Source organism: Desulfovibrio sp. 7SRBS1, assembly GCF_049723905.1.
GTDB lineage: Bacteria > Desulfobacterota > Desulfovibrionia > Desulfovibrionales > Desulfovibrionaceae.
On the sequence record NZ_JBJKFD010000001.1, the window covers coordinates 1,754,872 to 1,777,747 of the forward strand.

General features: G+C 53.9%; 21 protein-coding genes and 2 pseudogenes. 8 read left to right on the plus strand and 15 right to left on the minus strand.

The genetic code is table 11. The features are described from left to right. Positions 1–128: 128 nt before the first annotated feature. The 4 genes from ACI0FJ_RS08115 to ACI0FJ_RS08130 form a co-directional block, all read right to left on the minus strand. Positions 129–1,931: a PocR ligand-binding domain-containing protein gene (locus ACI0FJ_RS08115; protein ID WP_424301552.1), complete on the minus strand. Its 1,803-nt coding sequence runs from the start codon at positions 1,929–1,931 to the stop codon at positions 129–131. 236 nt (positions 1,932–2,167) lie between these two features. Then, entirely contained in the window at positions 2,168–2,842 is a 675-nt protein-coding gene (locus ACI0FJ_RS08120) for an IS1595 family transposase (RefSeq protein ID WP_424301555.1), read from the minus strand. A gap of 96 nt (positions 2,843–2,938) precedes the next feature. Continuing rightward, positions 2,939–4,399 (minus strand): hypothetical protein, encoded by a 1,461-nt coding sequence (locus tag ACI0FJ_RS08125; protein WP_424301558.1) that lies wholly within the window; start codon positions 4,397–4,399, stop codon positions 2,939–2,941. A 286-nt stretch (positions 4,400–4,685) separates the two neighbouring features. Beyond that, the gene (locus tag ACI0FJ_RS08130) at positions 4,686–5,576 is read right to left on the minus strand and encodes a calcium-binding protein (protein ID WP_424301561.1); all 891 of its coding nucleotides are present in this window, start codon (positions 5,574–5,576) and stop codon (positions 4,686–4,688) included. Here ACI0FJ_RS08130 and ACI0FJ_RS08135 point away from each other — a divergent pair. Continuing rightward, positions 5,487–6,701, plus strand: a pseudogene (locus tag ACI0FJ_RS08135) (IS5 family transposase); the annotation flags it as partial. The gene ACI0FJ_RS08130 and the pseudogene ACI0FJ_RS08135 overlap by 90 nt on opposite strands. A 111-nt stretch (positions 6,702–6,812) precedes the next feature. Here the strand turns inward: ACI0FJ_RS08135 and ACI0FJ_RS08140 are convergent. From ACI0FJ_RS08140 to rpmH, 7 genes and pseudogenes are all read right to left on the minus strand, one after another. Continuing rightward, positions 6,813–8,231 carry a calcium-binding protein gene (locus tag ACI0FJ_RS08140; RefSeq protein WP_424301564.1) on the minus strand — a complete coding sequence of 473 codons (1,419 nt, stop codon included), beginning with the start codon at positions 8,229–8,231 and terminating at the stop codon, positions 6,813–6,815. 304 nt (positions 8,232–8,535) lie between these two features. After that, positions 8,536–8,853 (minus strand): hypothetical protein, encoded by a 318-nt coding sequence (locus tag ACI0FJ_RS08145; RefSeq protein WP_424301567.1) that lies wholly within the window; start codon positions 8,851–8,853, stop codon positions 8,536–8,538. A 195-nt stretch (positions 8,854–9,048) separates the two neighbouring features. Beyond that, positions 9,049–10,095, minus strand: a complete 1,047-nt coding sequence (gene jag, locus ACI0FJ_RS08150) for an RNA-binding cell elongation regulator Jag/EloR (protein ID WP_424301570.1) — start codon at positions 10,093–10,095, stop codon at positions 9,049–9,051. Between the two features lie 34 nt (positions 10,096–10,129). Next, positions 10,130–11,743: a membrane protein insertase YidC gene (gene yidC / locus ACI0FJ_RS08155; RefSeq protein ID WP_424301573.1), complete on the minus strand. Its 1,614-nt coding sequence runs from the start codon at positions 11,741–11,743 to the stop codon at positions 10,130–10,132. Between the two features lie 63 nt (positions 11,744–11,806). Next, positions 11,807–12,016: a membrane protein insertion efficiency factor YidD gene (gene yidD / locus ACI0FJ_RS08160; RefSeq protein ID WP_424301576.1), complete on the minus strand. Its 210-nt coding sequence runs from the start codon at positions 12,014–12,016 to the stop codon at positions 11,807–11,809. 5 nt (positions 12,017–12,021) lie between these two features. Then, positions 12,022–12,414 (minus strand): annotated as a pseudogene (rnpA, locus tag ACI0FJ_RS08165) (ribonuclease P protein component); the annotation flags it as partial. Positions 12,415–12,428: 14 nt separating this feature from the next. After that, positions 12,429–12,563, minus strand: coding sequence for a 50S ribosomal protein L34 (gene rpmH / locus ACI0FJ_RS08170; protein ID WP_424301579.1), 135 nt, complete (start codon positions 12,561–12,563; stop codon positions 12,429–12,431). 245 nt (positions 12,564–12,808) lie between these two features. On the opposite strand from rpmH, the gene ACI0FJ_RS08175 reads away from it, so the two are divergent. The 3 genes from ACI0FJ_RS08175 to ACI0FJ_RS08185 are packed head-to-tail and all read left to right on the plus strand — an operon-like array spanning position 12,809 to position 14,385. Further along, positions 12,809–13,462 carry a lactate utilization protein gene (locus tag ACI0FJ_RS08175; RefSeq protein WP_424301582.1) on the plus strand — a complete coding sequence of 218 codons (654 nt, stop codon included), beginning with the start codon at positions 12,809–12,811 and terminating at the stop codon, positions 13,460–13,462. A gap of 1 nt (position 13,463) precedes the next feature. Then, positions 13,464–14,075, plus strand: coding sequence for a phosphatase PAP2 family protein (locus ACI0FJ_RS08180; RefSeq protein WP_424301584.1), 612 nt, complete (start codon positions 13,464–13,466; stop codon positions 14,073–14,075). After that, the gene (locus tag ACI0FJ_RS08185) at positions 14,068–14,385 is read left to right on the plus strand and encodes a PilZ domain-containing protein (RefSeq protein ID WP_424301587.1); all 318 of its coding nucleotides are present in this window, start codon (positions 14,068–14,070) and stop codon (positions 14,383–14,385) included. Before ACI0FJ_RS08180 ends, ACI0FJ_RS08185 begins: the two co-directional genes overlap by 8 nt. Positions 14,386–14,727: 342 nt before the next feature. On the opposite strand, the gene ACI0FJ_RS08190 is transcribed toward ACI0FJ_RS08185, so the two are convergent. Further along, positions 14,728–15,603, minus strand: coding sequence for a DMT family transporter (locus ACI0FJ_RS08190; protein ID WP_424301590.1), 876 nt, complete (start codon positions 15,601–15,603; stop codon positions 14,728–14,730). 125 nt (positions 15,604–15,728) lie between these two features. Further along, complete coding sequence (locus ACI0FJ_RS08195; RefSeq protein WP_424301593.1) at positions 15,729–16,385, minus strand: TIGR00730 family Rossman fold protein; 657 nt, start codon at positions 16,383–16,385, stop codon at positions 15,729–15,731. Between the two features lie 144 nt (positions 16,386–16,529). On the opposite strand from ACI0FJ_RS08195, the gene ACI0FJ_RS08200 reads away from it, so the two are divergent. The 4 genes from ACI0FJ_RS08200 (at position 16,530) to miaA (ending at position 20,364) form a co-directional block, all read left to right on the plus strand. Further along, on the plus strand, positions 16,530–18,137 hold the full coding sequence (locus ACI0FJ_RS08200; RefSeq protein ID WP_424301596.1) for an MBL fold metallo-hydrolase RNA specificity domain-containing protein: 1,608 nt from the start codon (positions 16,530–16,532) through the stop codon (positions 18,135–18,137). A 249-nt stretch (positions 18,138–18,386) separates the two neighbouring features. Next, complete coding sequence (gene rsmD, locus ACI0FJ_RS08205; RefSeq protein WP_424301599.1) at positions 18,387–18,959, plus strand: 16S rRNA (guanine(966)-N(2))-methyltransferase RsmD; 573 nt, start codon at positions 18,387–18,389, stop codon at positions 18,957–18,959. Continuing rightward, positions 18,935–19,447 (plus strand): pantetheine-phosphate adenylyltransferase, encoded by a 513-nt coding sequence (coaD, locus tag ACI0FJ_RS08210; protein ID WP_424301602.1) that lies wholly within the window; start codon positions 18,935–18,937, stop codon positions 19,445–19,447. Before rsmD ends, coaD begins: the two co-directional genes overlap by 25 nt. Continuing rightward, on the plus strand, positions 19,447–20,364 hold the full coding sequence (gene miaA, locus ACI0FJ_RS08215) for a tRNA (adenosine(37)-N6)-dimethylallyltransferase MiaA (RefSeq protein WP_424301605.1): 918 nt from the start codon (positions 19,447–19,449) through the stop codon (positions 20,362–20,364). Before coaD ends, miaA begins: the two co-directional genes overlap by 1 nt. Positions 20,365–20,478: 114 nt before the next feature. On the opposite strand, the gene ACI0FJ_RS08220 is transcribed toward miaA, so the two are convergent. Both ACI0FJ_RS08220 and ACI0FJ_RS08225 read right to left on the minus strand, forming a co-directional pair. Further along, positions 20,479–21,360, minus strand: coding sequence for a 4Fe-4S ferredoxin (locus ACI0FJ_RS08220; RefSeq protein WP_424301607.1), 882 nt, complete (start codon positions 21,358–21,360; stop codon positions 20,479–20,481). 233 nt (positions 21,361–21,593) lie between these two features. Continuing rightward, positions 21,594–22,766 (minus strand): HD-GYP domain-containing protein, encoded by a 1,173-nt coding sequence (locus tag ACI0FJ_RS08225; RefSeq protein WP_424301610.1) that lies wholly within the window; start codon positions 22,764–22,766, stop codon positions 21,594–21,596. Between the last annotated feature and the right edge of the window lie 110 nt (positions 22,767–22,876).

Genomic DNA, 22,876 nt, shown 5'->3' on the forward strand with positions numbered 1-22,876 from the left:
TTTTCTGCCTTTCCCACAAAAAACGCAGAGCGCATAAGAAAGCCCGGTCCGCAGAACGAACCGGGCTTTTCTTTTTCAAGGCAACGTAAATTCCGTTCCCGTGTCAGCAGGCCGAATTCTTTGCGCCCCTACTTCCCTTTTCTTTTTTTGCATGCAACCCGTTTGATGGCTTTGTTCAAATCGGAGTTTTCCACGGGTTTGGAAATATAGTCGTCCATCCCCGCGGCCAGGAATTTTTCCCTATCGCCTGTCATGGCGTACGCGGTCATGGCAATAATAGGTATTTCCGACTTGCTCCCAAGGCGTGCGGATTCCCTTATCGCTTTCACCGCCTCTATGCCGTTCATCACAGGCATCTGAATATCCATGAGGACCAGGTCGAAATCCTGCTCATGCAACATCTGCACGGCTTCTTTCCCATTGCTCACAGCCACAACCTCATGCCCTTGTTTTTCGAGCATTTTTTGGGCGGCGAGCATGTTGATGGCTTCATCCTCGGCAAACAGAATTTTTAATGCTTTTCCGGGGGTATTTTCAGTGCACTGGCGTTCAGCAGCCAACTGCGCCTTTACCTGATGCGCCTCCGGGATTTTGAATTGCAGGCAGACGTATACGGAAGTTCCTTCGCCAGGCACGCTGTCTATAAAAAGATCACCTTCCATGAGCAGAACGAGCTTTTTTACAATGGACAGTCCCAACCCGGCTCCCTGAAAATTTCTGGAATAGGTTCCTTCCGCTTGAACAAACGGCTCGATAATATATTTCAGCTGCGCTTCGGCAATGCCGATTCCATCGTCGGAAACAGAGAACAACAGCTTTGCAACAGACGGATCATCTTCCGCAAGCCGTTCTACTACGACACGGACACCACCTTGCGTAGTAAATTTGATGGCATTGCCGACAAGGTTGAACAGCACCTGACGCAGGCGCGCTTCATCTCCGATCAGAAATTCAGGAATATTCTCGCCGGATACGCAGAGCAGTTGGATATTTTTTTCTTTTGCAGCCAACTTGAAAATATCCATGATGGAATCTTCAAGACTTTGTATTCCAAAAACGCTCTCCTCAATGCGCATCTTACCGGCCTCTACCCGTGACAGATCAAGAACGTCGGATAAAAGGCTGGTCAAACGCCGCGAAGATAAAATGGCGGCTTTGATATGCTCTTTCTGCTGCTCCGTGGCAGGCTCTTCATCCAAAAGTTGGAGCATACCCAGCACCCCGTTCAACGGAGTACGTATTTCATGGCTCATATTTGCGAGAAATTCGGATTTGGCACGATTGGCAAGCTCTATCTTCTTCTTGCTTTTCTCAAGCTCATTTACCAGATCGTCCTTTTCCTTCATGGCTTGGGCAAGTTGGATGTTGGTATAGCTCAGCCGGGCTATCATATCGGCAAGATGCGTATAATACCGCATCACTGTGTCCAGCGTGTCCCTGCTCCATCGGGGAACTCTGTCCAATGCGGCAAGGTAATCTTCCACATTGAATCCATACTTTATGGCCCGCTCTCTGAACAACTCGACATCAGGCTCTTCATCCTTAAAAAGGAATTGCCCCATAAAGAGGTTGCCCATGTGCTTTCCGCCTATGATAAGCGGCGTGGCCACATCCCACATGTCATTCTTGCATTTGTATAGCTTGTATTTCCCAGGAGAAACGCCTTGGGTAAGGTAAATATCGCTTTCCTTACAATGTTTTTCAGTTTCAGGATTCACTCTATGAAAACAGGTACAGATGTCCTGCCACCCGGATGCAACAAGAATATTGCCTTTAAGATCGAGAATAGCGAAAACCATCCCCGTCAACTCTTGAAAATCGTTCATCAGGAACTGAAGAGCGTCGATATCGATAATATCCGTAAGTTCAAGGTTCGAAAAATCTTCGGAAGTAAACTCGTTTTCAAACAAACGCTTTAAATGCTCCTGCATACCTGCTCTTTCCCCCCTATTACCCCGACCTCGATACACCTACTAAGCCAACGTGCTTTTATTTTTAAAGAAAATACTTCCAAATTACCAATAAAAAGTCACAAAATTATCAGATGGAGAGCAAAAGCCATATTGGCTGCTCCATGGCAAGCAGATTGGGAAAAGAGGAACCTCCATACAACGAAGAAGCCCGGCGCATAAACGCCGGGCCTTGGGTAATACGAAAAGGCTCTGGACTAGCTGAGAGGATTCTCTCGGATGGTTTTGAGGATGATAGCATAGAGCTCGTCACCCCGATAGTTGAACCTAAACTCGCACTCCTTGAGGTGTAGGTAGAAGGTCTTCCCAGGAACACCATGGAATTTCATCAGCCGTCTTTTCGCAAAGGACCAGAAGGACTCTATGCCGTTGATGTGGCAGCGGCCACGGGCGAATTCGTTCTGCCCGTGCTGGACCCGGTAGTGCTTCTTGTAGCCGAGATCGACGAGACCGTTGTAGCCCCGCCAACCATCGGCGTGGATGATGCTGTCCAGATCGACTTTGCCCCGGATAATGGCCTGCAACGTGGCTTTCGCGCAATCCGGCACGACCTCGGTGTAGACCTTCCCCTTTCGTTGGAAGATTCCAAACACGGGCGTTTTGCCGTAAGCCCCGCGTCCTCGTTTGCCCTTGATTCGTTTACCGCCGAAGTAGGATTCATCGACTTCGATCTCGCCGGAGAAAGGCGACTCCCGCTCACAAAGCTCGGCAATTCGCTGTCGGATGAGAAAGTAATAGCGGTTGACCGTATTGCGGTTGAGGCCGGTGAGAGAAGCAGCCTGGCGGGCATCCAAGTCCAGGGCGAAACACCGTACGAGGTGCCTGAATTTGGCTTCTGAAATTCTTGAACGGAGCACATACTTGTTTTTCATTGGTTGGCCTTGCTTCCGAGCACATCATAGGGTCATCAGCTAGTCCAGAGCCTACGAAAATACTGTACCGTCAGATCAAATCTCAATTGCTCTCACCTACTCTTCACCTTCAATGGGCTTGAGCAATTCCTTCAACATGTTTGGATCATTATTATAACTCAGCGCGGAAAGAAGCAGGTTGTTCTTTCCTGCCACGGTTAGCTTGTTGCGTCCCGCTCCGCCGAAAACAGCGTTGCGGTTTCCGGTTATCGTCATCACGTCGTCACCGTATCCGCCGTCGAAAATACTTTGCCGTGCATCAAATACGGAGATTCTGTCGTTTCCGCCCCCGCCATACACTTGGGACATGAGTGTCTTGCCTGTAATATTATTCCATTCGCCATCCACAAAAGCATTCATGGTATGCGTCGTTTGGATTCCATTCCCAAAACCAAGATTGATGTTGTCGTTCCCTTCTCCTCCATCAACCGTGGAGTAATAGTTGGTCACCACATTAATCGTATCGTTTCCATCCCCACCGGCAATGGAATTATACGACTGGGATTCTACATTAATGACATCATCCCCGTCTCCGCCAGAGACAGTACCACTAGCGCTACTTTGAATTTCTATATGGTCATCACCATCACCGCCTGAGACAGTGCTTCTATAACTATTTTGAATTTTTATATGATCCTCACCGGAACCGCCAGAGACAGTGCTCTCTCCGTTATGTCGAATTTCGATATTGTCTTCACCAGCCCCACCTGAGACTTCTCCTTCATCCAACACATCAATAGAAATCGTATCATTTCCTTCCCCGCCATCAATGTGTGACTGACGAAGGGTACCGGCTATTATCCTGTCGTCTCCTGCCCCACCGCGAATTTCTCTCTCATGACTAATCTTGTACCCCATATCGACGATCGTATCATTTCCCTCCCCCCCATCCACAACGGACGAATCGAAGTTGATCAGGATGTCGTCCTGTGCCGTGCCTTGCAGCGTCCCCGGGGCGTCTTCCGCTTCACTGCTCGCAGACGCGTTCTCCTCCCAGCGCACGGTTCCCGATTCGTCCATAACCCGCTGGCGCCCGGCAGAGGTTCCATCATCAATGCGTATCTGCCCGTCCTGCTCTGTTATGCGAGTGTCGGCCGTAAGCTGAAACGTATAGCTTTTGCCATCCTGGCGCGTTATGGACGCCATAAAATATTCGGAAGGGCGTTCCTGATTCTCTTCGGAATCCGGGGAATCCGGCGTATATTTATAAATGCTGACCTTGGTGCCGGATTTTGTCGTCAGATGCACTGGATCAGAAAAATCATACCAGAAAGCTTCGGGACCTTCCGGGTCTATAGCCACCTCGTCGGGCTTCTTCTGAGCAGCAGCTTCAGACAATTCCGCAGACTTTTGCAGAGCTTCCTCCGAAATAGTCACAGTATCCCCCGCCGGAGGCGTTGCCGCACCGGCTTTTGCACTTTCCGACGTGCTCGCCGTGTTCGCGGAAGCTTGCGAAGCCTTGATCGGCGCATTATTTTCCTGCTGAATCGTCGATGTCAGTCCGGTCATCGCGTCCATAGCAAACCTCACGTGTTTCAAAAAAGATACATCAACAAAAAACTGAGGCCCGACAAAAAGCAAACCATATATATCTTATCGGCAACAAGATGGCATTCTTTATCGAAATATCTATGACCAATTATAGAAGAGAAAGAAGAAAGTGGTGATACCAAGGGCTGCAATGGCAGAACACGCAGGAACAAGAGCAGGAGAGCGATGATGAAACTTTTTACCAAAAGCATAAGGCCCGACGCATGTACGCCGGGCCTTTGGTTTTAGATAAAATCAGGAAGAAGCGTCGAGGTTATGCTGCGGCTTCAGGCGTGATGTCCACAGCCACACCAGCCAGTTGCGCCGCGCCAAAGAGTTGGTCTGTTTCGGCAAAGTAAAAGTACTCTACGGTGTACGAGCCATCCGCGCCGTACCAATCCTGAAGCTGCATTATGTCCTCGCCACCATTGGCTGCAATGAGCAAGCTGGTGCCGCTCTTGTAGATGCCTATATCGCCCACGCCGATATTGGTGAAGTACGCGATATCAGTTCCTTCGCCAGCCAACTCAATGACGGTATCAACCTCTGAACCGTCGCCGAACATATAATAGTCGTCCCCGGATCCGCCAACCAATGCATCCGATCCAGCCTCACCAGCTATTATATCGGCACCAGCGCCGCCGTAGATGATGTCGTTGCCTGCGTCGCCATAGAGATTGTCATCGCCGCCTTCCCCAGACAGGGTGTTGGCGTTGGCGTCACCGGCAATGGTGTCTCCGTATTCCGAGCCTGTGACCTGCTCGAAACCACTAATGGTATCGCCTTCGGCATCGCCGCCATTAGCCCCGCCATTGGCAAGGTTGATGATAACAGCAGCCGAGGAACCACCATAATTCAAGCTGTCTATTCCGGCACCTCCGGCCAAGGTATCTGCTCCGGCACCGCCGCTGATCATGTCGTTGCCCAAGCCACCGTAAATAGTCGGGCCTGAAATATCTCTAGTGGATTGATTTTTATTAACAATTCTCCTTGTACAATGTAGTATTTTCGACCAGAGAACGTTGTGAATTCGTATAAAACCGGTCGAAATGATGCAGCGAATGGCGGGAGAATCATGAGGGCAAAACCCAAAAAACAGCCGCAGGGTACGTTCCTTTACCCAGACCTTCTGGACCAGCTCAATCCGAAGGCTCCGCTCCTTCAATTGGCGAGGAGAATTCCCTGGGGGCGATTCGAGGAGGAGTTCGCCGGACTCTACAGCGACCAAGGTCGGCCAGCCAAGCCGCCCCGGCTAATGGTCGGGCTGATGCTGCTCAAGCAGTTGGAGAATCTGAGCGACGAACGGGTCGTGGAGGCATGGACGCAAAATCCCTACTACCAGGCGTTTTGCGGTATGACCGAGTTCCAGTGGAAGCTGCCTTGCGATCCCACGGATTTGATCTATTTCCGCAAGCGCATTGGCGAGGACGGGGCACGACTGATTTTCGAGGTCTCCGTGGAACTGCACGGTGATGACGCCAAAGAACGAGAGATCACGGTGGATACCACGGTCCAGGAAAAGAACGTAACCTTTCCTACCGACCTGAAGCTTTTGACCAAAGTCATCGAGGGCTGCCGTAAGATCGCGGACAGCGAAGGCGTCGGTCTACGCCGCAGCTTCAAGCGCACGCTCCCCAAGCTTCGGCTGAAACGGATGAAGATGGCCAAAAAGGCGAGGAAGATGCGGACAATGGCTGGTGCCTTGATCCGTGAACTCCGGCGCAAATTGCCGGGCGAAGCCCTGGGCCGCCACCAGGAGCGACTTGACCTGTACGAGCGGGTCAAGGACCAGAAACGAAGCGACAAGAATAAGGTCTACAGCCTACACGAACCCGATATTCTCTGCATCTCCAAGGGTAAAGCGCACAAGCAGTACGAGTTCGGGCGCAAGGCGTCCATCGCGGTCACAAAAACTACGGGTATCATCGTCGGCGCGATGTCGTTCAACGAGAACGTCTACGACGGCCATACGTTGCCGGATGTCCTCGAACAGTGTTGGGAGGTCACCGGGGTCTGTCCGTCCATGGCGATCTGCGACCGAGGCTACAGGGGCCTGAATCAGGTCGGTGACACGCAAATCCTCATCCCAAAGCCTCCGAAGAAGAAGGACACACCGTACCAGCGCCTTATGGCGCGGCTCCGCTTCCGCCGTCGGGCGGCTATCGAGCCGGTGATCGGCCATCTCAAACACGATCACCGCATGGCCCGGAGCTATCTCAAGGGCGCGGTCGGCGACGCCATTAACTTGTTTATGGCCGCAGCGGCGTTCAACTTCAGGAAGTGGATGCGGAAAATCGGAGAGTTTTTTGCGCTCTTGGCGTTTCTGCTCCTCGGCAAAGACTCAAGCCGACGGCTGGCGGAAAATGTGGCGTAGAAGCTGAAACGGGTTTTTCAGGCCTGACTAAATAGCATCGTCTCCACCACCGCAAAAGAAGGTGTTATCTTCCGCATTGCCCTGCAAGGTGTCATTGGAATTCGTTGCAATGATTCCTTCGATGCTGATGATGGTGTCGCCCTCGGCATCGCCACCGGAAACCACATTGTTGGCCAGATCTATGGAGATACCTGTAGAGGACAGATTGTAGTTGGCAAAGTCGGCACCCGCTCCACCATTAAGGATGTCGGCACCGGCGTTTCCTGTCAGCACATCAATGCCAGCCCCCCCCAAAAGAGTGTTGTCCCCGGCATCGCCGGTAAGGGTGTCATTATAGTTGGAGCCGATGACCGCTTCAAAGCTGGTCAGCGTGTCGCCCTGCGCGTCACCACCGGAAGCGGCCTGTGCAGCCAGGCTTACCACCACGGCGGCTGAGGAGGAGCTGTAATCAACGGTATCGAAACCTTCACCGCCGTCCAGGGCATCGGCACCCGCGCCGCCGGCAATGGTGTTATCGGCGGCATCTCCGGTGAGCGTATCGGCATTTGCCGTGCCGATGATGCCTTCGACGGAGACATAGGTATCACCTGCGGCATCGCCCGTGTTATTTGCCCAATTTTCCAAGTCAACCGTCACCGGTCCGGCAGCCGTGGTATAATCGGCAAAGTCGACGCCGTCACCGCCATTCAGTTCATCCACCCCGGCACCGCCGATAAGAATATCGGAACCTGTGCCGCCATTAAGACTGTCATCTCCCAATCCACCGTACAGTGTATCGTTATTCGCTTCTCCCTGCAGAACGTCGTTCCCCGCCTGCCCAAACAACACATCGTCCCCATTCCCGCCTGTTATGGAGTCGTTGCCTGCCCCGCCATCCAGATAATCGTCCTGGTTACCACCCCACAGTCTGTCGTTTCCATCCTCGCCAAACAGGAAGTCAATCCCGTCGTCACCATACAATTTATCATTATCGGCTCCACCCAAAAGGATGTCGTCCCCGCCTCCGCCATGCAGTTGGTCGTTGCCGGTGTACCCATACACAATGTCGTTGCCGCCCCGGGCTTGAACGACATCTACCTTGGAACGAAAGCATCCTTTATACGTGTAGTTTGCTGTGGGAACGAGTGGCCCGGTGTTGCCGACAGTAGGATCAGGATCATAGTCCAGGCCGGTATTTACAAAAGTATGTCCGCCCACATCCCCGTAAATAACGGATGCACCACTGTAATCGATGACTTCATGGCTGAGTGCGTCATATCCAGAAGGGTTCAAGTGCTCAATGACGCGAAATTGATAAAATTGCTCGCCAAAAGGAATATTTGTCGCAGGATTGTTGGGGTCGGTATTGGAGTTGGTTACAAGGATGGAATAGTCAGTAATGTCAGGAATCCATGTTCTGGATTCGGCTTGCAGCTGGTCAAGCTTTTCTTGAAAATTCGTAGACATGATTGCCTCCTTCTTTCTACGCCAGGCAGTTACTAATAAGGATTACAAATATTCATGCATGAATATCAAGAAGCTAAAAAAGCAACAAAAGATAGATCAAGTAATTTAAAATGATAAAATAGTTTACCTGTTTATTTATTACATTTTATTAAACAAAGATTACACTTTTATCATCGAATTCTTTTTCCTCATATCTCTTTGACAAAAACAATTTTTTGCATTTCCCCCCCCAAAAAAAAGACGGCCTTAAAAACCGCCTTCACCTCAAAGCTGTGACGATAAACGCCATTTTTTTGGGAGTAGATTACCCCCAGTTTGTACGCCTTCCACCTACAGCCATCGAGTCGTTCCCGGTCCCCGACATGATAGTGCTCTCTCCGCCTCCACCTGCGATGTTGATTGTGTCATTCCCGCTGCCGGTATCCAGCATGCTGTTGAGCAAATCGCCAGCAAGATAAAAATAGTCGTTGCCGTTACCGGTATAAATCACGCTGTTCTGAATGGCTCCGGCTGTGAAGTGTAACCTGTCGTCTCCGTCTCCGGAATCGATGTGCATATAGTCAAGAAGCTCACCGCCCGTTATGGTGTCGTCCCCCGCACTGGCATTCACTTGCCCGGACACAGAATAAGCCTCTACCACGTCATTCCCGGCCCCAGTATTCACATCCCCAAGACTCCTGGCTCGGACATAAAAACAGTATTCTTTATAGAAAGTATGATTGACTATTTACACAGCAAACCCTAGTCAGCAGTCCCAAAATAAAAAAGGCCGGAAGATCGAAGATCTTCCGGCCTTGAAGGCGTTATTTAAAATGAATTAACGCTGTGCGCGGTTGTTTTCGCGCTTGGGCAGAATGAGCACACGCTTGAGCGGGCCCTCTCCCTTGCTGCGGGTGGCAATTTCCTCGTCGTTCTGCAAGGCCAGGTGCACAACCCGACGATGGTAGGACGACAAGGGCTTGGTGCTCTGCGGACGTCCGTTGGCCTTGACCTTGTCGGCCAGAAAAAAGGCAAGCTGACGAAGCTTGTCGTCCTGGCGTTCGCGGTACTGCCCAGCATCGATCTGCACCTTGAGGGGTTCCTCCCACTGCTTGGCCACGATACGGTTCACCAAATACTGCATGGCATTGAGCGTCTGCCCTTCACGGCCGATAAGAAGTCCGGCCTGGTCGTCATCGTCGATGAGGACCTTGATCCGATCGGGCGTCTGATAGATGTGAACCGGAGGCGTTCCGACAATCGGTTCAATCATCAATGTCACCGCAGTATGGATAAGCTTATGCAACGCCGGATTTTCCAGCGGCTTTTCCTGAAGCGTGGTGGTCAGTGTGGGGCCTGCGTTGCCAGTCGTATCCGCGCTGGGCCTTCCCATGGAGGGAATTTCAAAGTCCTTGGCCCTCGGGTCGACAAGGGGCTGCCTGTCCGCAGGACTCTCCTCCCCGACAGATTGGACGGGGTTGGTCACCGCAAGCGTGGAGTCCGGCTTTACAGCCGGAGTCTGGGCTTCCTTTCTGGGCGCGGGACTCGTGTTTTTCCGAGGTACGGGTTTATTGTTGCTCTTTTTGGGCGCGGGGTTGCTGTTACGCTGCGAATTACTTCTGTTACGGCCCCCCGCCTCGTTCTTCTGCCCATTCCGTCCGTTTTGCGACTCTGCCGCTCCCTGTGCCCCATTTTCCGTGGACACTGCGGCGCGAGGCCTGGCTTTTACTATGGCCTTCTTTTTGCCGACAAGACCGAAGATTCCCGAGGAACCTCCGCTGACGATTTCAATTTCAAGTTTATTACGTTGCAATTCAAAATGGGCACATGCCTGCTGGATGGCCTCATCGAGGTTTTTTCCAGTGAATTCCTTGTAGCCGCTCATTAAACACTCCTTGAAGGGCCGCTGATCCTGACTTTTAGGCTTTGCGGAGCATCAACCATTGCTGCCCAATGGAGAGAACGTTGTTGACCAGCCAATAAACCACGAGACCCGAAGGGAAGTTCAAGAACATGAAGGTGAAGATGACAGGCATAAAAAGCATAATCTTCGCCTGAGTCGGGTCACCGGGTGTGGGGGTCAGTTTTTGCTGAAGAAACATGGTTGCGCCCATGATCAGCGGAGTGATGTAAAACGGGTCTTTGGCGGAAAGGTCCGCCAGCCAGATATAATCGGTAAAGGGAAGGTATTTGATAAATACGGCATGGCGCAGCTGAATGGAACCGAGCAATGCCTGATACAAACCGAAAAAGACGGGAATCTGAATCAACATGGGAACACAACCGCCAGCCGGATTGACCTTGTAGGTCTTATACAGCTGCATCATTTCCTCATTCATCTTCTGGCGGTCGTCTTTGTACTTTTCCCTCACCTTGGTCATCATCGGCTGAATTTTCTTCATCTTGTTCATGGACTTGTAGCTCTTGTGCGAGAGCGGCCAGAACAGAATCTTGATGCAGACAGTCAGCAGAATGATGGCCACGCCCCAGTTGCCAACATAGCTGTAGAACCAGTTGAGGCCCATCAGCAAAGGCTTGGCAAGAAAATCGAAAAATCCGAAGTCCACAGCGCTGGACAGTTTGTTCGGCGCACCTTCCAGATATTTCTCTTCTTTGGGACCAATATAGTAATCGTTGAGCACCGTGCTTTCCATGCCGGGTTCGACGAGAAGACCAGTCTTCTCCACTCCCAGACGGTAGACGTTGTCAACAAGTTTCGCCTTGAACACGGCGTCCGTGGTTTCCGGAGCCAGTGCCATAAGGAAATAGTTGCTCTGCAGGCCGCCCCATTGCAGCTCGTTGTCGCCCATCAGGCCTTCTTTGGCGTCGTCCTCATCCTTTTCTTCGGTGAGGCCGTCCTTGTTCAGCCAGGCGATACGCGTATGGTTGTAGCGGTCTTCGTGCTGCGTCATCCCGGTGGAGGCCAAAGTGAAGGTAACACGGGCCTGGGCCTGGGAATCGGACATATTCTGCAGACGCAGATTTTCTTCAATAAGATACGAGTCGGCATGAAAGGTCAGTTCACGAACAAGGTGCATGCCCGCAACACGGCAGACAAAGCGAAGCACGCTTGCATCGTTGCCGGAAAGCGAAGTCGTTTCCTGTCCGTCGTAAGACCATTGCCCCTTGTTCCACGTGGGCAGGCCATTATAGATGACGCCCATGGGAGCCATGGAAGAAGCCTGGGTGCTGACCAGATCGATCAGGGGAGAATCCTTTGCGATGGTCTGCTTGTATTTCTTCAGCGTGAAATGTTCCAGCACACCGCCCTGGGTATTGATACGGGCGTTGTACAACGGAGTATCCACCGCAATGGTCTTGCCGTCCGTGGGAACGAACGTGGCGGGAGATACCTTTTCAGCTGATTTTGTATCGGGGAAATCAGAAGTGACTTTATCCGGGACGGTCTGGGATGTCTGCTGGGTTGCGTTCTTGGGAGGTGCAGGTTGCTGTGCGGGAGTAAAAAAATAGCTCCAGACGACAATAACGAGAAAAGACAAGGCCGTAGCCAGAATGACACGTTTTGTATCCATGGTAGACGGATCGCTCTCTTTTGGACGCGTCGACGCTCTAGGGAGTCCGCACGACGCCACGGGTTAAGGCACGGGATCGTAGCCGCCTCGACAGAATGGATGGCAACGAACAAGACGCTTGAACGTTAGCCACAAGCCGCGGACGCACCCGTGCCGTGTGAGCGCCTCCACCGCGTATTCGGAGCAGGTTGGCCGGAACCTGCACGAAGGCGGGAACATGGGAGAGATGGCAAGCTGATAGAAACGTACCAGACCTATCAAAAGTAAACGCATTCGTTTTACCCTGGCTGTGGCCCCGACGTTATATGTGATTCGCCCCCGGGCTGACGCACAGAAGTACTATAGCCCTTCCTGATCCGCCGGATTAGCGGCAGCAAGTCTTCGATCACGAGGGCCAGCCCAATTGATCGTCCCTGCAAAGCTTTCTTTGGGATTACCACAAAGTCGCAGGAAAAATCGAGCACATCCTGATGCAGCCTGAAAAACTCCCGAACAACCCGCTTGATACGGTTGCGGCGAGGGGAACAGCCATTCTTTTTGGATACGGCAAACCCCAGCCGCCATGTCCCACCCTGCGTTTGCGGCAAGGCGAATACCACAAAATACTTTGAAAAATTTCTCCGGCCCGATGCAAAACAGGCTGCAAACTCCGATGAAGTTTTCAGCCTGTTGCTTGCGGAAAAAACTAGCCGGCCAGCCGTTTGCGACCCTTTGCACGGCGCCGACGAATGATGGCTCGGCCGCTGCGGGTTTTCATGCGGACACGAAATCCCATGGTGCGGGCCCGACGGATTTTGCTCGGTTGATATGTGCGCTTCATGAATTATCTCCTGCTCAAAAGTTGAACACGTTTTGTTATCCTCGATATATGCAATAGTCAAGTTCTCAAACCGCTTGGTTTTCCATTTTCTTGTGCCACGGGCAGACAGGGCTTGTAAAGCGCAGGCACCTGCGGTTATCCTTCAACTCGCCGTGCGCGCCCGCAACAGCCTGTGTCCTTCTGTGAACAATCTGGCTTTTCCCGGGCCGCCTGATAAAAAAATCAAACAAACTCCGGAGTCACCAATGTCCAAACCTATAGATCAGTTTTGGTCCATCCGCCTGCAACAGGTTGCAGAAGCCCTTGAAAAAAACAACTTTGCAGTTCACCTGGCTGAAACTGCCGACGAGGCGAAAAACCTCGTACTCGATACCATCATTCCACAGGTCCAGGCGAAAAGCGTTTCTTTCGGCGGCTCCAGCACAGTTGTGGACAGCGGCCTCTTCGACGCCCTCAAAGAGCGCGACGACCTGGATGTTCTGGATACCTATACCCGCGGTGGTTCCACCGAGGAATTTCTGGAACGCCGTCGCCAGGCACTTCTGACCGACCTTTTCATCACAGGGACGAACGCCCTAACCGAATCCGGCCAACTGGTCAACCTCGATGGCACAGGAAACCGAGTGGCTGCTCTGGCTTATGGCCCCCGCCACTGTGTCATTCTTGTGGGCCGCAACAAAATTGTGGCCGGTCTGGAAGAAGCCATAGATCGAGTAAAAATGTTCGCCGCACCAGTCAATGCCATGCGCCTGAACCGCAAGACACCTTGCGTCAAAACCGGCTACTGCATGGATTGCAGCAGCCCGGATCGCATCTGTAGCATGTGGTCAATTCACGAAAAATCTTCTCCAAAACAGAGAATCCACGTCGTTCTCATCAATCAGGATTTGGGATTCTAGGATGCACATTCCCTTTGCTACACCGGCCTGGGATCTTGCGACACAGATCTGGATAAACCAGGGAATGCGCAACCCTCTGCTCGACTTCCTCATGCCCGTGGCTTCCAACCACTGGATTCTATGGGGAGCCGGTGTTCTCGGCTTTGCCTGGCTGTTCTTGAAATTCGGCTGGAAAAAAGCCTTCACCATGTTTATCGTAATCGCGACTGTGGGGCTGGCAGACATATCCTGCAACGTGGTAAAAAAACACTTCGGTCGTGTTCGGCCGCTCAACGCCATTGCCGGCACCTACTTTCGCGAAGATGGAAAGTGGCAGCGACGCCCGCAGGACTACCAACAGACGGAAACTCGTGGTAAGTCCTACGTGTCCGCGCACTCGGCCAACTCAATGGCAGCAGCCGTCATGGCTATGCTGCTGTGGCCCCGGCTGCGCCCCTGGTTGTTCCTGCTGCCGCTCATAACCGGATTCTCGCGCGTCTACCTGGGCAAACACTACCCTACAGACGTCATGGGAGGCTGGCTCGTCGGCTTTGCAGCAGCAACCGTGGTGGCAATGGCCTGGCTTTGTGTCCAGCGCAGATTCCAAACACACCAGGAGCAACGCCATGGATAAACGTCAGGCCGAACGCTACGGAGTGGATATCGGCACCTGCACAATGCACTGGGTGGATAACGAATACTACTGTTCCCTCGAAGACCTCAGCGACCTGGGAATGAAGATCGATGTCCTCATGGGTGAAGAAAACGGCCTGCCCCCTTTGGGAGCCACCGTCACCTTTTCGGAGTTCTCCTTCAATATCGAAGAACTCCTTTCCAGCGCCACCGGCACCATTGCCTGGATACGGGAACTCAGCCTCGGCATTCAATTCGACAGCCCCATCAAAGGGATGGCGGAGGATATTAGCAAAAAAGCCGAAGAATAGAAGCAGGCGGGCGGAAATCCCGCGAATAGCTGCGTTGCTGCGGAGCTGGCGAACCCTCGTGTATAAAAAAAATACACTTCGGAACCGCCAGCTTCCTCGCGCCTTGCTCTCGCGGTTTTCCGTCCGCCTGCTTTATCCTGCCTTTGTCAGCTGCCTGCCAGATTGAAAAGTGCCCTCTCTTCCCCCTCCTTTTCAAAACCACGTCCATCCAAAGTCGCGTAAGTTTCGCTTCCGGCAAGGCAAAGAGGGCTGTTGCGGGGCGAGGATAGGAGTAAAACCTCCATCCCATCCCGCAACAGCCCTCTTTAACGCCGCCCGAAGTGAAAATCGCGCGACTTAATCCTACCGCCTGATTTTCTGGACTACTAGCCCCAGCATAATCAACCCCAACCCGGCAAAAGTGGAGGGCAGTATGGTCTCGCCCACAAACAGGCTGATGAACACCAGGGAGAGAAACGGCGAAATAAAGATGAGATTCCCGACCTTGGAGGCATTATCACTGTTTTTCAGCGCGGTGAGCCAGGCCACAAAAGTGATGCCCATCTCAAAGACGCCCACATACACGGCCCCTGCCAGCCCAGCCATGGAAGGCAGAGAAAACGAGGAAAAGCAAAATATCCAGACGATGATCCACGGCAGCCCGAAAAGAAAATTGAGCAGCAGCCCGGCCACAGGATCGCGCGTGTCCTTGGTGTTGAAAATCCAGTAGAGCGCCCAGATGATGGTGCTGACCAAAGCAAGCGTCACTCCGAACGGGTTGGCGAAGTGCAGCCCGGTCAGGTCCCCACGTGTGGAAATGACCACGACCCCCGAGTAGCAGATAAACGTTGCGGCAAGGTCGGCAAAGCGCATCTTCTGCCCTAGCAGAGGAATGGACAGCAGCGCCAGGGCCACGGCCCAGGTGTAGTTGAGAGGTTGGGCTTCCTGCGCCGGGAGCAGGTCGTAGGCTTTGAAAAGGATGAGATAGTAGAGAAAGGGATTGAGAAACCCGAACCCGGCGGACAGCAGGTATTGCCGGGGAGTGAATGAAAAAATCAGTCGCAGCCGCCCCTGCACCGCCAGCACCAGCGAAAGCACCAGCGTGGACGTGATCGAGGCGTACAAAAGCAGCTGCACAGGGGCCAGATGGCCAAGCGCCAGTTTGAACGCGGTGGCTACGGTGCTCCACAAAAGCACGGACACCAGCCCGTAGGCGTAGGCCTTTTTCTGATTGGGCACGGCGGTTTCCTGGTCTCGCGTCCGGTTGGGGTTCTGCTGTACAGGGAGAGCAAGTGTTCTGCGGAAAACCGTGTGGCCGGAGGATGTTCCCCCCCGGCCGATTCCGAAAAGTTCTGTCGGATATATTAAAAAACCACGTGCTTGCGAATGTAGGCGGCGGCTTCTTCCGGATCGTCGCTGACGTGCATCAGTTCCAGGTTTTCCGGGCTGATGCAGCGATCCTTGATGAGCTGCGTCTTGAACCAGCCCAGCAGGCCGCCCCAGAACTCGCTGCCGTAAAGCACGATGGGAAAAGGCTTGATGCGCCGGGTCTGAATAAGCACCAGGGCTTCGGACAGTTCGTCCAAAGTGCCGAATCCGCCGGGCATGGCCACGTAGGCGGTAGCGTATTTGACAAACATGACCTTGCGGATAAAGAAGTACCGAAACTTGGCTTTTATATCCAAGTAATCATTGGACTTCTGTTCAAAAGGCAATTCAATGTGCAGGCCTATGGAGCGTCCTCCGGCCTCTTGCGCACCCTTGTTGGCGGCTTCCATGAGCCCCGGCCCGCCGCCGGTGATGATGTCGAATCCCGCCTTGACCAGATGTCCGGCCAATTCGCACGTGGTTTTGTATATCTCCTCATCCGGGGATGTCCGGGCAGAGCCGAATATGGACACGGCCGTCCCCACTTCGCTCATTTCCTCGAATCCATCCACTATTTCCGCCATAATGCGGAAGAGCCGCCACGACTCCTGCATGGACAGGGAATCGATAAGGTATTGTCGTCCATTCGACATATGCAGATCTCCATGTCAATTGGTTTCCAGTCTTCTACCGGGTCAAACTCCAAGGTTTACCCGTGCCCAGCCACAGTGTAAATACCATCAACTCGAGTTGGTCGACAACTATGCGTCTGTACAGACTTTTAGAAAGGAACGTACATGAAAATTAAATTTCTTGGAGCCGCCCGTACCGTTACCGGTTCCTGCTACATTGTGGAAACAGACCATTGCCGCTTTGCCGTGGATTGCGGCATGCATCAGGGCAACGCCGCCATAGAGAAGCGCAACCGGGAACGTGCATTGTACGGCCCGGAACAACTGGATTTCATTCTGGTTACCCACGCGCACATCGACCATTCCGGCCTGCTGCCCCTCATGGCCAAGGCAGGCTTTCGGGGAAACATACACCTTACCCCGCCCACCAAGGACCTGCTGGAAATCATGCTGCTGGACAGCGCCCATATTCAGGAAATGGAAACCGAATGGGAAAACCGCAAACGCCAGCGCCACGGCAAGCCGTCCGTGGAACCGTTGTACGATCAGGCAGACGTCCAGGATACGCTCCCCCTGTTCAAACCGGTACAATACGACAGCCCGTTCCAACCAGCCCAGGGCATCACCGTCACCTACAAGGATGCAGGCCATATTCTCGGTTCCGCATTCATTGTTCTGGAAATCGAGGAAGACGGCAAACACTACCGGCTCGTTTTTTCCGGCGACCTGGGACGCCCCAACCAGCTGCTAGTCAACAACCCGGAAATTGTGGAGAACGCGGACTACCTGCTGATGGAATCCACCTACGGCGACCGCGACCACAAACACGAGGGCACAAGCCGTGACGAGCTGGCCGAAGCCATCCAGTACAGCTACAGCCGCAAACAAAAGGTCATTATCCCGGCCTTTGCCGTGGAGCGCAGCCAGGAAATCATCTACTCCCTGTCCATGCTGGCGCGCGAGGGCAAACTGCCTGCGGACATGCCTGTCTATCTGGACAGCCCCCTGGCCATTCGGGCAACGAAGATTTTCCTCCAACATCCTGAATATCTGGACAAGAACACCCGCAAGGCCATCGAGGAAGGAAACAACCCGCTGGAACTGCCCAACCTTGTTTTTACCGAAAGCGTGCAGGAATCCCAGAACATCAACGAAACCAGCGGCCCGGCCGTGGTCATTTCGGCCAGCGGCATGTGCAACGCCGGACGCATCAAGCACCACCTGCGCCACAACCTCTGGAAGCACGGGGCCAGCGTGGTCTTTACCGGTTTCCAGGCCATGGGCACTCCGGGCCGGAAAATCGTGGACGGCGCCAAAAAGATCCGCATTCTGGGCGAGGAAATCGCGGTTCAGGCCAAGATTTTCACCATCGGCGGTTTTTCCGCCCATGCCGGACAGAGCCAGATTATGAGCTGGCTTTCCCATTTTACCAACAAAGACATGAAGGTCTTTCTGGTACATGGCGAATCACGCGCTCAAAAAGCCCTGGCGGAACTCATCCGCGAACGGTTCAAACTTTCCGTACACATTCCCGACTATCTGGAGGAATGCGTACTGGAACCCGGCGAGGAGCCGACGGTTGCCGTCTTCCCGGAACAGGCCCGGCCGCAGATCGACTGGGAATACCTGCTGGGGGATACCGAACGTCTGCTCACCGAGCTGAGAACCCGTATGCCGCAGCTGCAGCAGCGCGCCTGGGAAGACCAGGCCGACCTGCGCGAACGATTGCTGGACGCGCACAAGACCATGCTGGAACTGGTGTCCGAAGCGTAAACGGCTGACGACAAACGGGGGAGCTGGCGGGAAATTGAAGGAGAAACAATCCGAATCGGCTTCGGTGCTTTTCACCGGTCCGGAATGTGTCGGGCAGGAGTGTCGGGCAGGATGAGCCGGGCAGGATTTTCCGCCCACCCTCCTCTTTGGGGTAGGTTGCGCCCCATTGGACATTTCGCCAGGATAAGGGCAAAAGTCGGGCGGTTGCTTTGCCTTCGGCTGAAGATATATGATAAGGAGTTCAAGAGGATGCGCATAACCGCTGGATATTTAAAGGGTCAGAAAATCTTGACCACGGAAGGTCCAGGGTATAGGCCTGCAACGGCAAAAGTACGCGAGGCGCTTTTCAGTATGCTGACGGCGCGTGGCGGTATTTTTTCCGGCTGCCGCGTCCTGGATATTTTTGCCGGAAGTGGCAGCCTGGGCATCGAGTCCCTCTCGCGGGGTGCGGGCCATGCGGCATTCATAGAGAAGAGCCGCAAGGCGGCCGGACTGATACGCAAAAACTTGCAAACGCTGGATGTTCCGACCGCCGAATGGCACATATGGTGCGCGGACTGCAAGGATGTTTTGTCCAAGCCGTGCTCCATGCCGTACGATCTTATATTCATCGACCCGCCCTATGGTCACGGTCTTCTGCCTCCGGTTCTGGAACTGGCGGTAAACAACGGCTGGCTGGCCGAAGACGGGCTTGTCTGCGCGGAAGTGGAATCGGGTGTATCCGCCCGGGAGTGCGTCCGCGAATTAAACCTGACAGAAAGCACCGACCGAACGTATGGTCAAACCAGGATAGTGATATGGGAAAACCACAAGACTGCATAGCCATCTACCCCGGCACATTCGACCCCCTGACAAACGGACATGTGAGTCTGGCGCGGCGGGGAGTGCAGGTGTTCAAGAAGGTCGTCGTGGGCGTTGCCAACGACACCAGCAAAAAGACCCTCTTCAGCCTGGAAGAACGCGTGGCCATGGCCAACGAAGTCTTTGCCAACGACAGAAACATCACTGCCGAGGGCTTTTCCGGTCTGCTGGTGGATTATGCGCAACGACGCGGTGCAACCGTTATTCTGCGTGGTCTGCGGGCTGTTTCCGATTTTGAATACGAATTCCAGATGGCGCTTATGAACCGCAAGCTGAGCAAGGACATCCAGACCACCTTCCTGATGACGGACTTCAAGTGGATGTACCTTTCCTCCACCATCATCAAGGAAGTGGCCAAACACGGCGGCAACATCAAGGGTATGGTGCCCGAAGCCGTTGTGCCCAAGCTGTATGGCCGTTTCGCGGAACTGCAAAAAGAGAATATCTGATGGCGCTACAGGACGTGGTCTGCATTGTCGGGCCTACCGGCACAGGCAAAACCGCGGCTGCCCTCGGGCTGGCCGAGCGATTCGGCGGAGGAGTCGTCAACTACGACTCCCGCCAAGTCTATCGCGGCGTTCCCCTGGTTACGGCCCAACCCACGCCCGAAGAGCAATCCCACTGTCCGCACTGGCTGTACGGCTTCATGGAGCCCATCCAGGCCATAGATGCGGGCATGTTCTCGCACTTGGCAGACTCCGCCATTACCGAGGCGGCGGAACAGAACCTGCTGCCCCTGCTGGTGGGCGGCACCGGCCTGTACCTGGACGCCCTGCTCTACGGCCTTGCCGCCATCCCCGATGTTCCGGCCATGGTCCGCCAGTCCATCCAGATGCGCTACGACGCAAACGGCGGCGAAGCCATGCATGCCGAACTGCAGACCATCGACCCCGAATACGCGGGCCGCGTCCACCCCAACGACCGCCAGCGCATCACCCGCGCCCTGGAGGTCTTTGAAACCACCGGACGCGTGCTTTCTTCCTGGCATGCCGAACAAAAGACCCAGCCACGCTACAACCACCTGAAGATCGGCCTGCACATGGACCTCGACGAACTGACTCCACGGCTGGCAAAGCGCATCGACCTGATGCTGGAAGCCGGAGCCGTCGCCGAGATGAAGGCCGCCTACCCAAAAACGCCCATGCCCAACGCTCCGGGCTGGTCTGGCATAGGCTGCATGGAACTCATCGAATACATCCGCGACCGCATGACGCTGGAACAGGCCAAGGCCCTGTGGCTGAAGCGCACGCGGGCTTATGCCAAACGGCAGATCACCTGGTTCAAGCGCGATGCCGAAATCCACTGGTTCGCACCGGACAAGGTGCAGGCCATGGGCGATCTGACTGCGGAATTCTTCGGACGCTAGCCATTACTAAATGATTTGCGCTTGCTGATGGTGCGCGGATTGCCCTGTACGCTGCTGCGGGGATCTTTTTCCATTTGACGACTCCCCACCTCTCCCACCCACGGGCAACGCCCCTCACACTTTCGGACTCTCGGAACTCTTCTTCAAACTTTTGGTGGGATTTCGATATTCACAAGGCACCTTTGCTTGGCAAAGCCCGCAGCTGTTCACCGGAAATCCAAGCTGCTCCTGTTCCACATGAACGGAAGTAACCGTTCGGATGTATCGCTTGCATTTTTCCTTGTCGTGCCCTGCCTCCGATATGGCACCGGCGGGACAGCGCTCCATGCAGGCCCGGCACTTTCCCTTGGCATAATAAAGACACCATTCATTGTGCTGCGTATACGGACGCGGGGTGGGTTGAAAAGCGGCCCTAACGATCACCGAGCCTACACGCACGGCCTTCCCGACACTGGTAATCAGTCCGTCGGACAAGCCAAAGGTTCCCAACCCGCAGGCGTATGCGGCGTGCCGTTCCGACCAGGACGAGGCAAAACCATACTTTTCCGATGTATGCCGCGCCCAGCCTGAAAGTTGGGAGGGGGCACAGGCCTGGATGCCTTCCTGCTGCAGCTTGGCGACAACTGCCTTGTGCAAGGCAACATTTGCCATTTCACCGTACTTACGCACGCGGCTCCATTCGATGCTCGGCATGGTCTTGGCCCTTCTGTGGGCACGGCGAGTATGTTCCGTCTGGGGAAGAATCCAGGCAACCACACGCAGTTCCTCGGCATTCGCTCCATCCTCTGGAAACGCAAAAGAAAAAGCTTCTTCCGGCAGCCAGTAAAAATTGGGGCCGATATCTTTTTTGAAAAAGGGAAACAACGAATCCGCCCCGGAAGCACAACCGACCAACGGCGTATCAAAGGCGAAATGCTCCGAAGACGGTTCAATGGAGTTGTTCTCCAATGACGCCATCCATCCCGTAATAAAATTTGTGAGTTCGTTGAAATTCATACGGACATGCTACCACCGGGACGGAAGACAAGGCAAGAAAACCGTGGAAATCGATCTCCACCTGCGACGCCCCCAAAAAGAATATGAAACTGCTGGAAGTCAGGACAGCCCCCGTCACACAGTGAATGATAGGGCCATTCCTCCCGCCTCGGGAGGGCACCTTCTGCGCAGAAAAAAGGCGGTGCATGTTTCCATGCACCGCCTTGAAATATCATACAATATACAGTCTTCTGTCAGCTGAGCAGCCGCATAATGTCAATGCGGTATTCGCCCGGGTCCAACGCCTCGGTGATCTCCACCTTGTCATTCTGCGCCGTATTGAAATCGGAAAGATCAAGGACTTCGGACTGGCACTGACGCAACTTGCGGTCGTAGACCACCTTGACCTGGGGGCGCAATGGCTGCGCACTGTTGGAACCGCAAACCACACCGTAGCTGCCGGTGTTCAGCCGCACAAAACTTCCGGGAGGATAAATTCCCATGGCTTTGATGAACCGTTCCACATATTGTGGTTCAAAACTCTTTCCACGGGCCGAGTACATTACCCGGAAGGCCTCGCTGGGAGTTTTGGCCTTGGCATAGGGTCTGTCGCTGGTCAGCGCGTCAAACACATCAACCACACTCAGCAGACGGGCGAAGCGGTTGAGACCGGCACCATGGATGGCGCGGGGATATCCGCTGCCGTCGTAGCGTTCGTGATGCTCGGCAACGGCGGAAAGAAGGTCGGGATGTATGTCGGCCTGCTCCGCCATGATGCGGTAGCCTTCCAGCGCGTGTGTCTGGGCAATGCGATACTCGCTGGGTGTAAGACGGCCGGGCTTGGCGATTATTTCATTGGGCAGGCGCAGTTTGCCTATGTCGTGATAAATTCCGGCCAGTCCCAGGCGGATGACCTCGGCATGCTCCAATCCCAGGCTTACGCCAAAGACGACAGACAGCAGCCCCACGTTGACGGAGTGGGTGTAGGTATAGTCGTCGCGCCCTCTGAGCTGGGTCAGACAGATGCCCGCCGCATCGTTGCGGTGGACGCTCTCAACCAGCCCCTCCACTACGTCTTCGCTGTCGTGATGGTTGAAATCCCCGCCGTCCTTGATGCGCGCGAAAACCTCGTGCACATGGTTCAGGGTGTGGCGGTACAACTTGGCGGCCACGGAAACCTCGTCGCTGAACGCGACTTTCCGGGCGTATGTTCCCATGCTTTCATGGACATCGACGCCCTTGTCCGTGTCGATATAAATCCAGTCAACACCACTACGGCGCAGCATTCTGACTTCGTTATTGTCACGAACTATACGCTGAAACATAGCCAGCGGGCTGTCAAAAGAGCCGCTCCCGTATCGATCGACAAACATGCCTACACGCAGCGCATCAATATGAATTTTCTTGATCATACGTTCTATGGGCAATACAGTGGTCCTTTGCCCTTCCTCGTCATCAGGTGGAAAACAACCTGCAATGTTTACATATATAATGTCTGCCCAAGCGTTTTACGCTATCCAATAAAATACAACTTCGC